Source organism: Mycobacterium sp. BK086 (assembly GCA_004362315.1).
GTDB lineage: Bacteria > Actinomycetota > Actinomycetes > Mycobacteriales > Mycobacteriaceae > Mycobacterium.
The window spans coordinates 209,374-222,209 of record SNWL01000010.1; the positions used below are offsets into that span (position 1 = coordinate 209,374).

The 12,836-nt window shown below is 55.8% G+C and carries 13 protein-coding genes; 7 read left to right on the forward strand and 6 right to left on the reverse strand.

Annotated elements, in window-relative coordinates; all coding sequences use genetic code 11:
* Positions 1-71 precede the first annotated feature (71 nt).
* A complete protein-coding gene (locus EV580_RS34420) occupies positions 72-869 on the reverse strand; it encodes an HNH endonuclease (RefSeq protein ID WP_286171976.1) in 798 nt (265 codons plus the stop codon).
* Positions 870-1,309: 440 nt separating this feature from the next.
* Here EV580_RS34420 and lysS point away from each other — a divergent pair, with 440 nt between their 5' ends.
* Positions 1,310-2,752: a lysine--tRNA ligase gene (lysS, locus tag EV580_RS32810; protein ID WP_166654995.1), complete on the forward strand. Its 1,443-nt coding sequence runs from the start codon at positions 1,310-1,312 to the stop codon at positions 2,750-2,752.
* Positions 2,753-2,854: 102 nt separating this feature from the next.
* Positions 2,855-3,880 (forward strand): hypothetical protein, encoded by a 1,026-nt coding sequence (locus EV580_RS32815; RefSeq protein WP_133697034.1) that lies wholly within the window; start codon positions 2,855-2,857, stop codon positions 3,878-3,880.
* Here EV580_RS32815 and EV580_RS32820 read toward each other — a convergent pair.
* Entirely contained in the window at positions 3,859-5,043 is a 1,185-nt protein-coding gene (locus tag EV580_RS32820) for a M20 family metallopeptidase (RefSeq protein WP_133697036.1), read from the reverse strand. The two genes, EV580_RS32815 and EV580_RS32820, sit on opposite strands and share 22 nt — an antisense overlap.
* A gap of 6 nt (positions 5,044-5,049) precedes the next feature.
* Entirely contained in the window at positions 5,050-5,364 is a 315-nt protein-coding gene (locus tag EV580_RS32825) for a hypothetical protein (protein WP_133697038.1), read from the reverse strand.
* Positions 5,365-6,024: 660 nt separating this feature from the next.
* On the opposite strand from EV580_RS32825, the gene EV580_RS34575 reads away from it, so the two are divergent.
* The gene (locus EV580_RS34575) at positions 6,025-6,210 is read left to right on the forward strand and encodes a helix-turn-helix domain-containing protein (protein ID WP_166654996.1); all 186 of its coding nucleotides are present in this window, start codon (positions 6,025-6,027) and stop codon (positions 6,208-6,210) included.
* A gap of 391 nt (positions 6,211-6,601) precedes the next feature.
* Here EV580_RS34575 and EV580_RS32835 read toward each other — a convergent pair whose 3' ends face one another.
* Both EV580_RS32835 and EV580_RS34580 read right to left on the reverse strand, forming a co-directional pair.
* Complete coding sequence (locus tag EV580_RS32835; protein ID WP_133697040.1) at positions 6,602-7,099, reverse strand: ImmA/IrrE family metallo-endopeptidase; 498 nt, start codon at positions 7,097-7,099, stop codon at positions 6,602-6,604.
* Positions 7,100-7,399: 300 nt separating this feature from the next.
* The gene (locus EV580_RS34580) at positions 7,400-7,873 is read right to left on the reverse strand and encodes an avidin/streptavidin family protein (RefSeq protein WP_133697041.1); all 474 of its coding nucleotides are present in this window, start codon (positions 7,871-7,873) and stop codon (positions 7,400-7,402) included.
* Between the two features lie 104 nt (positions 7,874-7,977).
* Here EV580_RS34580 and EV580_RS32845 point away from each other — a divergent pair, with 104 nt between their 5' ends.
* From EV580_RS32845 to EV580_RS32860, 4 genes are all read left to right on the forward strand, one after another.
* Positions 7,978-8,157, forward strand: coding sequence for a hypothetical protein (locus EV580_RS32845; RefSeq protein ID WP_133697043.1), 180 nt, complete (start codon positions 7,978-7,980; stop codon positions 8,155-8,157).
* A 385-nt stretch (positions 8,158-8,542) separates the two neighbouring features.
* Positions 8,543-10,009, forward strand: a complete 1,467-nt coding sequence (locus EV580_RS32850; protein ID WP_133697045.1) for a flavin-containing monooxygenase — start codon at positions 8,543-8,545, stop codon at positions 10,007-10,009.
* A 4-nt stretch (positions 10,010-10,013) separates the two neighbouring features.
* A complete protein-coding gene (locus EV580_RS32855) occupies positions 10,014-10,466 on the forward strand; it encodes a DUF6314 family protein (RefSeq protein ID WP_208114687.1) in 453 nt (150 codons plus the stop codon).
* A gap of 1,038 nt (positions 10,467-11,504) precedes the next feature.
* Complete coding sequence (locus EV580_RS32860) at positions 11,505-12,098, forward strand: hypothetical protein (RefSeq protein WP_133697046.1); 594 nt, start codon at positions 11,505-11,507, stop codon at positions 12,096-12,098.
* Positions 12,099-12,151: 53 nt separating this feature from the next.
* Here EV580_RS32860 and EV580_RS32865 read toward each other — a convergent pair whose 3' ends face one another.
* Positions 12,152-12,814: a hypothetical protein gene (locus EV580_RS32865; RefSeq protein ID WP_133697048.1), complete on the reverse strand. Its 663-nt coding sequence runs from the start codon at positions 12,812-12,814 to the stop codon at positions 12,152-12,154.
* Positions 12,815-12,836: the final 22 nt, after the last annotated feature.

The window sequence follows — 12,836 nt, forward strand, 5'->3', positions numbered from 1 at the left end:
AACGACATCCTTCCAGCCCGCCCACGCTGGGCAATCCAACTCAGATGTCACCTATTCGTGCAGCAGACCCCTCACTGACCAACGTCGGTTGTTACCTGGCGCTCTGCAATCTGTCTAGCGACCCATTCCCGGTACCGGGCGACGTCCTCGTCAAACTCCGCGTTTCCGTCGTCGATCGGTCTTGCCGGCCCTGGTAATCCCGCGAGTTCGCGCAACATCGGTTCATAGTCCGGCACAAGTCCCTTGTGACATGTTCCACATAGGGTGACGAGGTTCTCCTCTGCCGTCGGGCCGTCAATGCGCCAGGGGATGAGATGGTGCACGTGCAGCTCGAGGTCGATGTGATCACCTGGCCGACGGCCACAGATCACGCATCGGTAATTATCGCGCTTTAGCACCCGCATGCGGAGCGTTCGGTTGGGAGTACGACGGTCGATTGCTTGATCGGCCATGTGTCCCGTCGCAAGGAATCCGAAGCCGCCGACCTCTACTCCACCGTCATGCACACTCTCTATCGGGCTAATCACGCCAGGCATACGCTTCTCAGCGAACTTCCGTTCCACCAGTGCGTTTCCGCCTCGTCTAACGAAGAGGGCAAATGCGTGATCGTCGTGCACGACAAGCCATGTCTGATTGATGGAATTCCACAATTGCGTCATTTTGACCGCATCTACGAGGCTGGCTTGTCGCATCTCCCAGCGCGGGTTTCGATCCGACCAACCGACAAAGCGGGTCTGCGCGTGCCATACAGGCTGTCCCCGTCGGTTTGCGCGCAGCGTGAGAGCGAAGTACTTGGCGCCCGGCCGCGCAATTGTCAACTCACGAAGGCGCTGAGCACGATCCCCGTCGCCATGAGTCGTCTCATCCACGCGCTGAATATCCCACTCCGCGACGCGGTCGAGCGGTACCCTGGCCCGCGCAGCGATGGTGCGGGGACTCGCGATCTTCTCGCGGCTCAGATTCCATCTGCAGCCTGCGAGAAAAAGCTAGCCGACCTATCGATAACATGCTATATTGACCAGTTCATCAGCCCTCACGATGACCGGGAGCAGACAGCGCTAACTTCGACGACACTCAGATCGCCAACCTGGCGCACCGCGTGACTCTATGGGGTAACGGACATAAGTCTTATTATGAATTAGCGGACCCGCGGCCAAGTCTTTAAAACACTGACCGTCGGACTAGCATCCTCCTTGCTAGAATCCACAAGCTTCTCTGCGGCTCCACACAGCCCTAGATTGACCTTCATCGGGATGGCATGTTCAATCCTGGCCAATGCCCTGTTAAGACGAAGAGATTGTTACCCATTATGCAAGCCTACAAAGATCGCGGCAATCCAGAGCGACAGTACTCGTACAACAAGACTCACGGCGTTGACTCGATTCTGAAGCTAATAGATGATGGCGACAATCGTGAAATAGCAACCGCTGGCCGCCTTTTGGCGATACGCGATCAAGGCGGTCTAATTTTCTGCGATCTCAACGACATGCACGGATCGGTACAGCTGGTAGTGGATACTGGCACGACGCCCGATGCCGACGAATTTCAGAAGTTGACTATCGGCGACTGGATTGGTGTTAAAGGGTCCTGCGGTCGTACGCGGCGTGGCGAACCAAGCGTCTTTTTGTCAGACTGGGTGAAGCTCGCCGCTACTGAGATCGCATTTCCCGATAAACACAAGGGAATAATCAACGCTGATACTCTGGCGCGCCAGCGGTACCTACATCTAGCCTCGACCCCCGAAGCGCGAAATCGGTTCATTCAGCGAAGCAAGATCGTTGCGCTGATCCGCGACTTTCTACATAAACGCGAATTCATTGAGGTTGAAACCCCTATACTCCAGCCAATTCACGGGGGCGCTCATGCCCGGCCGTTTGTGACCCATCACAATACGCTTGACATTGATCTCTACCTCCGCATCGCACCCGAATTATATTTAAAGCGTCTGGTAGTTGGTGGGCTCGAGCGCGTATTTGAGATAGGGCGAGTCTTTAGAAACGAAGGCATGTCGACGCGTCACAACCCAGAGTTCTCGATGATGGAAGCGTACGCGGCATATTGGGACTATACAGATCAAATGGATATGGTCGAACACTTAGTCCAATATATTGCGATTCATCTCCATGGGACGAGCGTCATCAGCTACCAGGGTCAAGTAATCGACCTCTCGCCCCCTTGGCAAAGAATCAGCCTAGAGGACGTGGTGAGCGATGCATTGGGCGTCAAAGTCTCTGTTTCCAGTCCGGTCGATCGCCTGAAAGAACAGTGCCAGAAACACGACGTCGACTTCTACAACGATTACGGTCCTGGCCGCATCCTTCTAGCACTCTACGAGAAATTAGTTGAGCACAAGCTCCAGGGTCCTATTTTCATAACAGAGTATCCTACCGAAGCCTCACCGTTGGCCCGCAGGCATCGAGCCGCGGAAGGGTACAGTGAGCGCTTCGAAGTTGTTGTATGTGGAAGAGAACTCTGCAACGGCTACACCGAACTCAACCAATCGGCCGAGCAACTCGAGCGGTTCCGCGAGCAGGAATCCGCCATTGAGTTCGACGATGAGGCAATGAAGATGGACCACGATTTCATACGAGCGTTGAAATACGGTCTACCACCGACTGCCGGGGTCGGTATCGGGATCGATCGCCTGACCATGCTCTTGACCGACTCACCTTCGATCAAGGATGTGATCCTTTTCCCGACTCAACGAGGGGAGCGAGCCTCAAAGAACTACGAGGGCGGATTGGCACAGTAATGTCGGCTCGCACCTTCGTACACCTCGATATACGCGATATCGAGTGGACAAACGGATACATTCTGTCGGCAACGAACCACGATCAGCGATAGGGGCAAAAGGATGGACAGGGATCCGCCAAATTCGCAGGGCGCATCGACGACTAGTTCGATCGGGGCATGCTGGCCACCTGAGGCCGCGTCCAACAACAGAATCCGCGGGTTCTTCCCCACTGCTATCGAAAATGCTCAAGGAGTCGCCGGCTTCGCAGAACAGTTCTCAGAGCAGATCGAGGATGCAACGCGGACCGGCGTCACCCGAGTGACGATCCGATTCGTTGGCAACCGCGACGCCGTCATGGCTTTACACGATCACGACATCAGATGCGAAGGGGTCTTGCCACTACATGGCCTGCCGAACTATGGCATCGTCTACGCAGCCTGGATATCACCCGACCGCGCTGTGGACGATGAGACATTTGACCGCCATCACCAGCTGATTTCCGCTACACGCGCGCCCCAGGATCCCGAAAAACATCCACGGTCAGGGCTCAAGGAAAGAGGGTATCGACTCCATCTGATACCGCCATCAACCCCGGATGGCGAACGCACATCCGCCGCGCCGCCCCTCTACGAAATATTCGAGACTTTTGGTTTCAGCCCTGAGGGCGTGCACAATCTGCTGTCAGACCATAACAACACTATTGCCTATATAACTGATCAGCAGGGCAACGTAGCCTCAACAGCTGTTGCGGAAAACGGGCGAATTCAAATCAATGGCATTGGCACTTTAAACCTTTATGAAATCACTGAAGGAGCCACAGTCCAACGGCTTCGCGGAAACGGATTGTATCAGGCTCTGACATGGGAATTAGTGCAATTTATTAAACAAACGTCTACCGAGCATGTCCACGCGATTTACGGTGAGAGCAATTTGGCGTCGAAGGGCGTAGTCTATGCAGCTCGACGAAACAGCCGACGCTTTGTATCAGAAGAAGCACACCACTACGAAATGCATCATAATCCGAGCTTCGGCATCCTCGCCCAAAACTTCAAAGTGTTCGATGGTGTCGAAGAACGCGACTTCAATGACTTCGCGCTATCCTATTACGACCTTGGTGAGTTGCCTTACGCCAGCGAACTGAGCTGACGAAAGTACTTCTCAAATAGAGAATCATAAACCGATACCGCTTGTCCTAGCGATTCAGCGGACACCCACTCGTTGGGCGAGTGAATATTGCCACCCTCAGGCCCCAAAACCAACGCGGGAATTCCTAGCTCGTTCGCAAACACATTTTCATCGCCGACTGACCGCCCATAATTGATATACGGTTTGGGTATCTGCAACACAGTCTGGATTGCGGAGGTCGCTGATTCCACGAGTGAGTCATTCTCATCGATCTCGTAAGGTTCCATGTACTTATTCTGACGTGGCACTAGCGATGCGGACGCAACCACGTGACGTCGCAGACTAAGAGGAATCCGGAGAGATTTGACGACGTCATCGCAAATCTGATTGAGTTCATTGAGGCACGTGTCAACGGTCTCAGGAATCACAAGATGGCGTTCGATTTCAAGTTCGCATCGCTCCGGAATTGAGAGCCCCTCTGCAGACGCGCTGATGCTCGCCACATATTGACTTCCCTCCTTCAGCCGTTCGTGGAATGCCGGCTTAGCATCCGCTATCTCCCGCGCAATTCGCGATGCAATGTCGATTGCATTGACGCCCTTATCCACGTGGCCGCCATGAGCCGAGAAGCCCTTCACCGAGATCTTGAATCGAGCGCGCCCGCGCCGGCCCAGAGTTAGTACGTCGGCCCCACCGATCCGATCTGCCGATGCTCCTGGCTCTACGGAAAGTATGTGTTCCACACCTTGAAGCCAGTCTGTACGTTGGGTGGCAACCCGCCAAGCTCCTGCCGATGCGTTCTCTTCGTCTACCGCCAATAGCAGCTTAATCGGAATCGATCGCGGTAGGCGCTCGACGGAATCAAGAAGAGCGGCAATCCCACCCTTCATGTCGCAGGCGCCTAATCCAAAAAGTTTGTCGCCGTCCGGCGTGAGGCTGAATGGGTCCGTATCCCATCCTTCGTAGACGGGAACGGTGTCTATGTGGCCGTAGCACAGGAGCGGAGCAGTCCCTTCGCCGCGACGAGCCAGCAAGTTGAACCGACCATCGCCCACGCGCTCGCGACCAACGTCAAACCCCTCGCGGCGGAGGTAATCTGCCAGCCACTTGCCGATTGCCTGTTCATGACCGAAAACAGAATCGAAACTGACGAGGCGCTGCAATAGTGGCAATACGCTATTCATACCAGTCTACCTAATCGGTCCCAGATCGCCGGAGGTCCATATCCCAATGCCGTTCGGGTAGTATCGACCACCAATAATCGCGGGCCCCTTAAATGTATCACGACGACGCGATAATAAGTTCTTGCGCCACATCCCGTGGGTGTCTTCCACGCTTCCACGCTCGCTGAAGAGGAGCGCACCCCCAACGTTATCGCATTGATGCTCAGCGAAGAATGCAAGTACGCTCGCCAGCAGCTCCGGATCAAGATCCAGCAGCGGCCCTTCCTCGTAGAGGGCATCAATGACCTGGCAATTTAGGGGTTCATTAGTCGCGCTATGCATTGACATAATGTTAACACCTCCTTGACGAGCCTCCAAGTCCAGCAACCACGTTAAACCTGGTCATTGATGTTTCAATGGAAATCTGCTGTGCATGCCCTGAAGAGCAGGTTTGCCTAATTTAGGTCGTTACGCTATCAGGCAGGTTGCTGCCGGACAACCTCTATACAACTGCGCCCCTGCGAGGACGGCGCCATCCCGGCCCCTTACTCGGCATCACCATCCCCGACGTTCAAGCATGCCAATGGGGTTGTTCCATAGCAGGTCAGCAGCTCGACGCATCGACCGAAGGCATGCACCTGCGGACCGCTGAGGATCTAGGTCAGACTCGATTGATCGCAGCGGTTGCCAGATCCCACGCATCAGCTAGCGGTGGACGTGATGCCGTTGCTAAGCGCAATGTTGTGACTGCACCCATATTTTGTTCGCAATTGCAATATGCGTCACCATTGACTTACGACTAGACAATTGCATAGATCCGATCTCCCCTGACGTTTTCGAAACGGCAAGTGTGTGAGCTCCCCTGCCGAACGAGGCGATGACGGCCCTTAGTCAGTTCAATCCGAACAAGTTGTTGCCTTGCCTGCAGGGTGGCGTCTCTGATGTTGAACACTCGCGTCGCTAGCGTCCCCGCCACCACGACGGCGGCGCATCACTGCACGGTTGCGAGCCGAGGTTGTTGCAGCTTATGAGGCCGGACACGCGACTCAGGACGTGGCCGAGAGGTTTGCTATCGCGCGTACGACGGTCCTCAAAATACTGAAGCAAGCTGGCGTGCCAGTACGGAGGCAGTCGCGCCAGTACTGGCAGCACCGCCCTAGTGGCACGTTTGATTGCCCGGCCTGCTGACAGCTGGGTCTACCGCCATACGCACAGGCGACGAAGAGCTTCGCGAAGGGCCGATCCTGTCCTCGGTGCAAATCGAGCGCGCAATAGACCTGTTTCTGCGCGTTCGATGATTTTGCGCACGCCCGCTGGGCGCAGTAGCACAGTCGCATGAGCCATTCAGCCAATTCGAGTCGGATTCAAGCCGCCGCCGCAGTTGCCCTGAGGTTGGCCTCATGGGAGAACTGCTTAGCCCGCAGACGGCCGATCGGCTGAACCGTCTGTCGAGGTGAGTTTCTTGAACATGAGCCGTTGTGGCTACAAAACCCAGGTGCTGACGCGATTGCTCGAGCGGGTCTAGGTACATCTAGACGCCACTCTCGCTTAGCTGAGTAGACGCATCTGCGAACTCGTACTATTGCCCGCTGACCCGGCTCCGTGCGGACGCCTGGCGCCGCGCAATGAGGCGCGCGCCGGTCGCGTCCATACGCCAGCGGGCCAGATCAGTGCTTACACCGAATTGGAGTGCGATCTCTTCATTAGTTGCCTTCCGCCGGGCGAGCAGCTTGGCGGATTCGAATGGGGCGAGTAACTCGTCGGCGATCTCGGCCGCTTCCTCGTCCTGAACTTGGTTCGCGATCCGGCAGCCCCGCTCGTTGACGAGGCTCGTGTCGGACTTGTGCTCGCCGAACACATGTGCCAGTTTGTGACCCATCGTCGATCGACGCCGAACCGGTGGATGCGAATCATTCTCGACGATGACCGCGCCGTTGCCGATGGGGACGAGGCCCCCGACAACGTCGGACCGCGCACGAACAAAATGGTCGCGTATCTCACTGGTGACAGGAAGGCTGGTCAGGGGAATCTCCGCGATCCCGTACATCGCCGCAAGCGATGCAAGGGTCGAGCGCATCCGTCGAGCTTAGGCCGATTTCACGGCGCAAACTCGGCAGTTAGGTCAGCGCGAAGCTGGCACCCAGCTGTTGCAATGTCACCGCATTGACGACACCGGTGACGAGAAATACTGCACGACAATAGAATTCGCGGACTAGTGATCCAGCCTGGGGCTCGAAATCGCCGCCCACGGTAAGGTGTGGATGCGCCGGGTAGTCGGAGTTGAGCAGTACCTGCAGATGCCTAACCCTGTACCCGCTGTCGCCGATCTGAGCACAGCACCGGCGCCATTCGGTGCCACCTGCCAATTTCCCTCTGACTACGCTCCCGGGTTTGCGATTGGCGGGTTGACACTGGGGGCAGCTTTACCAAATCTCGTTGCAAGCCGGAGCATTTCCGGTGTCGGCGGATCTCTGAAGAAGATATCCACACTGACGTTAGTTGACTCCCAATCATCGGCTGCTTGCGTCATACCAGTCAGAAGCCAGGTGGTCGTAATGAACTCAATTTCTTGGACTACGTGATATTGGCCTGCCCAAGCTGTTATAGAAGGCTTGCGAACTGGGTCCCCGTCGTCGCCCGTGTCTGGCGGGTCCCAGACTACGACCCATGCAATGACCTGGTCAGACAACTGTGCATCATCGCACCTACCAGTGAGTGGAAATGTCCTGTTCGTAGCCTTTCCGACATTAGTCTGGTAAGAGCCGCTAACCTGACGCTGATCTTTCGGGTCGGCTAGATTCAATGTGACTTTGGATCCTATCTCGTTGTACCACTCTCCGTTAATTGGCATTTACGCTCCTCGTCCGACCGGTCAGGATGAATACAATCAGCGGCCGGGAGTCAACCAACGTCTGGTCGCTATGTATAAGATTATCAACCAAAATCAGGGGTGACATGACTGAGCTCGGCGCTGCAAAAATTGAACCATTTGATGAAACCGTTGTCGTAGGGACGGCCACGGACCAGGTCGACCCACAACACCGCCGGGCCGTTCACTGCACCTCAAGTTTCTTCGATATCTTCGTTTCGATGATGCTGACTATGCGCAGTGGCGACACGCGGGTGCGTACTTGACCCTTTACCCGCAAGGTCGGCGTTGAGTTCGCCACCTGGTACCAAAGACGCAGGGCGCCAACCATTTGCTCGTACACCCGCGCCCATGACACCACTCTCATCCATCCATCTCCCCAGCCCACCATCCTGGTCGGCGAACGCTCTGTGCGGATAGCTCTATACTTGTGAGCTGCCCCTCGCCGATCCAACGCAGCACGACGGGCAACCGATGGACCGCTGAAACTATTGACACAGAACATTCCTGGGTCCAAAGCGCACGGAAACGTAGCTGCCCCATTAGCCTCGACGACGTGTCACGCCTAAACATCAGCAGTTCAGATCACAGAATCGCGAATCGACATCGGAACCCCGGTATCGGCCATCGGCGAATGCTGGAAACGGGTCAATGAGCAGTTCGGCTCGCACCGTCGCAGTAATAGGGGCAGGTCCCGGCGGATTGGCCGCAGCCAAGGCGGCAGCAGACTACGACCTGCGACCCACAGTGTTCGAAAAAGCGCAGACGATAGGCGGGGTATGGCGACACGACGGATTGGCATGGCCAGGTATGTCCACCAATCTCTCATATCCGCTGTGTGCGTTCTCAGACCTCCCGTGGCCGCCTGGTACGCGCGACTTTCCTTACCGCGACGAAGTGGCCGACTATCTCGGGCGTTACGCGCAGCAATTTGGTCTTGTCAAATATCTGCGACTTGGTAGCGAAGTTGTCGCCGTGCGACGCCACGGTCAAAGTTGGACGGTGTCATCTCTTGGTCCGGAGGGTCCAAGGGACGAACGTTTCGATGCTGTGATCGTTGCCTCAGGAGTGTTTTCCCGACCTCGCGTACCCCAACTGCCGGGGAGGTTCGCCGGGTCCAGCATGCATAGCAGTCAATACCAGTCAGCGTCGGGTCTGCCTCGTGGTCCGGTTCTAATAGTGGGACTGTCTTTCAGCGGTGGCGAGATTGCTGCAGAGGTCTCAGAGTCAGGCCGACAAGTTACGGTCGTTGTCGGACGCTCGCCTTGGCTTATACCTCGCTTGCAGGATGGTGTGCCGGCAGACCTCGTCGGCTTCACGCGGCGCGAACAACAGGATCGATCTGGGCTGTCGCCCGAAGAGGCCAATCGGCGGACGAATCGCTACTACGACACCTTGGGAGCCAACCCTGGGCTTCTCGACCGCCGGCTATGGATTGATCCAGAATCGACCGCGCCAGTCTTCGTCCTGCCCGGAGATCATCTCCCGGAACGACTCCGGGCCGGCAAAGTGCGCTTCGAGCCCGGCCGCGTAGCGCGGCTCGAGCCCGCGGCGCTTGTGCTCGATACCGGGTCGCAGCTGACGGGCACAACCGTACTGTGGTGCACGGGCTACCACCCGGACCTTTCTTTCCTCTCCAAACGACTGCGGCTGCTGTTACGATACGCGCCTAACAATCTTTTGCAGCCGGTGTTTCTCTACAAGTGCACATTCCATCCTAATATACCGCGCATGGCGTTTGTCGGCCTTTACCGCGGTCCGTTTTTCGCCGTATTGGAATTGCAGGCTCGATGGGCTGCGGCGGTGCTCGCCGACGAACTGACCCTTCCTGTTGAACCGCTGATGAGGGATGGACTTGAAGAGGAGCGGCAAATACGCAGGGCACGCCCGAGGCCCCAGTTCCCCCATGATTACATCGGTCTAGCGGATAGCATCGCGAAAGAACTTGATGTGCTGCCGAATCTCGAACCTTCCGATGAATACCACACGGCCACTTGGAATGGTCCAGTTATCGCCGCACAGTATCGGCTTCGAGGTCCAAAGAATCGCCGTGAATTCGCTGCATCACAATTGGAGTCGGTGTACCGTATGGCGAATCGGCGCGGGCCCTCCTCGTAAGCCCATGATCATGGCCAGCGGCAAAGACTTCAGTCCACAGCAATTGTTCAACAGTCTGCGGGGAAAGTGGGCACTGAATCGAGTTCTGTCCAGCGGAGAGCGCATGAGCGGAACCGCGTGTTTTCGGTATCTCGGCCCTGCACTACTGCACTATCGTGAAGACGGTCTGCTCACTGTCACCGGCGAGAACACCGTTCCGGTGTATCGGGAGTACTACTATCGCTTGGATCAGAACCAAATCAGAGTCTGTTTCGCAGACCACAACTACGACCGTCCGCTTCACGTCCTGCGATTCGCGGAGGGACGAGTTGCGACCGATGTGCACCTATGTGGCCCTGACACGTACGCTGGCTATTACAACTTTTCCGCTGACGACCGGTTCACGATAAATATGGAAGTATCCGGACCGCACAAGGGCTACACCATCCTCACCACTTACCATCGCGCCATCAGTTGACCATTCGTTCGACTATCGGAGTAGGTGGGATCTTGACTGCGCGACGAGCAGACAACCCACACCGTTGGTTATTTCATCGATGGTGGGGCCGGAGCGCGATCATCAGGGTGTAAGTAATCACTATTTTTGAATGCTTTTTTGTATTCATTTTTTTGACCCTTAACAGATATGGAAGTATCATAAAGGTGTTAAAATGATCGTTCAAAAATGATGATTACTTACACTATACCAATACGTAATCGAGCGCGGAGATGAAATTGTTTCAAAGAGTCATGACTTATCGCCAACCTCCGTGCGAAATCTCGCATTTGCACTCTGCCGTGTGGGATCAGGCAGTATGGGATATGCCGCCGAGGCACTTACAACTATCGCCCGTCTTGGCGCAGTTGTGTCAGAACACGTCGCCGAGTTCATTGAAGTCTCGCCTCTTGGACTTTGGCTCGGCCGTGCCGCTGACGGCGCATTACGAAGGGAACCTACGGGTAGAACTGCAGGCGATTCTCGCCAGCTCATCGCCGATTACACACGAGTAGCGCTAAATCTGCGAGAAGACATCTCGCCAGACATACCCGCCGCCTGCACTGGACATCTGCGACTGCTGCGCCGCGTCGCACTCGATAACGAGAACCCAAGCAGCGTCCATGCAGCGAGCACCCTGGTTGCGATCGCGTATGACGCGACGCTGTCTCCTCGGTGGAGGCGGTTCGCCCTTTGGGCAAGCTGTGAACCCGCGATTCGACAACCATCGCTATTCCAATCGCGGTTTGAGGCCGCCTTGTCAGACCTTCGAGACGACCCGGTATTGACGGACGTTGTGGCCCAACTCCTAGGTCACACCCAGGGAGCGCCTTCCTATCGGGAGTGGGGCGAGACCAGCCCGTCAACTTTCGATGCCTTTCTTCAAGATAACAGCGGGGGTCACCGGGCGTCTTTACGTGGCCCCTTGATTCTTATCCCGCGACTGACAAAGTCCTTTCACGCTATACGTTGCGAAATTATAATGAAGATGATCAATCGATCATCACAAGCGTCGACAATTTGTCTAAGGTTGGCCCTGATATAAGACTGCGGCTGCTTGACGCGTTGCACGAAGCAATTATCCATCCAGGGATAGTGCGGATCCAGGCAGCTATTGATATGTTCCGTGCCGCCGGGCCAGACGTCGTTGATGCAGTGGTACAGACAATCTCGCTAATCTTGGAGAAGGGCGGGGTCCTAAAAAATCACACAAAGCATCACCCGGCGTTGATCGAGGGCTGCCTTGAAATCCTCGGAGGGATGCGTTACTACCGCTCACTTCCGCTACTACTTGATGCCACACATCCAAAGTTTGGTCAGTTCATTAACGCACGTGCAATCTGGGCCATCGGCGATGTGTTGTCGTATCCCGGCAATGAACGATATAGAGACTTTAACGGAATCACACAGGTCCTCACCTATGCACTTTCAGACTTGAGCCTTTCAGTCCGGCGCGCAGCTATACACACAATTGCTGTCGCTAAACTCACAGAATTTGAAGAGGACATTGCGCCGTTAACATCCGACACCAGCGACCTCCGCGACTGGGCCAGATGGTGTTTCGCGTCGTGGAGGGGTGACAACTTCATCAATGAACCTCCAAACCTGATGTAGCCGATAGGTTTGGGATCTCCGCGTCCACCAATACCTGGCATGAAATCAGGTGATCAGCGAAGCCGGATGACTGGCGATCGACTCAGTATCGTCAATGTCTTTCGGGGCCGAGTCATTGCGACATAAAGATTGCGAACACTTCCAATGTTGTCAGCATCGCAGATGATTGCGTGGTCGTACTCGAGACCCTTTACGAGAAGAGTTCGAGAGACGACACGCTGATGCCGCCTCCGCCCGGTGTAGCGCAGTTTGTCTCGGATCATCGAAAGCGTGTCATGCATGCTATGACCAGGATTGAGGGCGACGGCTTCTATGGCGGCGAGCGTATCGCGCCAGGCTTCAATACAGTAAAGCCTGCCTTCTTTGGCGGATTCGATCGCTTTCATCGCACGCGCGAGATTTGGCAACGATGGGTTTGCAGTAAGCCACTCAATCACGGACAACGTTGCCACGAGTCCAGGTCGACTGAGCCCCTGAAAACTCTGACCCCGCTCAAGCCGCCGGAGGAGGGGTTGGTTGATTTCCCCAAATCCGGACAAGCATTGTTTGGCAAACCTGGCGAGCCACAAGGCATATTCCTGTGGGTCGGATCCTTCGAGCGCAGCAAGGCTCTCGTGCATGAATCTCCCGTTAATGTCCTCCATCACTGCGTAGGTTCCGCCGAGCCGTCCAGCGGTCGTCGCGTTGTCGTTGCGCCATTGATTGAGAATCAGCACCGATTCGTCGGAGGTCCGCAAG

Bases quoted from the DNA above. Each gene is read 5' to 3' on its own strand.
- lysS (WP_166654995.1), top strand. From the start codon at position 1,310: ATGCAAGCCTACAAAGATCGCGGCAATCCAGAGCGACAGTACTCGTAC.
- EV580_RS32815 (WP_133697034.1), top strand. From the start codon at position 2,855: ATGGACAGGGATCCGCCAAATTCGCAGGGCGCATCGACGACTAGTTCG.
- EV580_RS32820 (WP_133697036.1), bottom strand. From the start codon at position 5,043: ATGAATAGCGTATTGCCACTATTGCAGCGCCTCGTCAGTTTCGATTCT.
- EV580_RS32825 (WP_133697038.1), bottom strand. From the start codon at position 5,364: ATGCATAGCGCGACTAATGAACCCCTAAATTGCCAGGTCATTGATGCC.
- EV580_RS32835 (WP_133697040.1), bottom strand. From the start codon at position 7,099: ATGCGCTCGACCCTTGCATCGCTTGCGGCGATGTACGGGATCGCGGAG.
- EV580_RS34580 (WP_133697041.1), bottom strand. From the start codon at position 7,873: ATGCCAATTAACGGAGAGTGGTACAACGAGATAGGATCCAAAGTCACA.
- EV580_RS32845 (WP_133697043.1), top strand. From the start codon at position 7,978: ATGACTGAGCTCGGCGCTGCAAAAATTGAACCATTTGATGAAACCGTT.
- EV580_RS32850 (WP_133697045.1), top strand. From the start codon at position 8,543: ATGAGCAGTTCGGCTCGCACCGTCGCAGTAATAGGGGCAGGTCCCGGC.
- EV580_RS32855 (WP_208114687.1), top strand. From the start codon at position 10,014: ATGATCATGGCCAGCGGCAAAGACTTCAGTCCACAGCAATTGTTCAAC.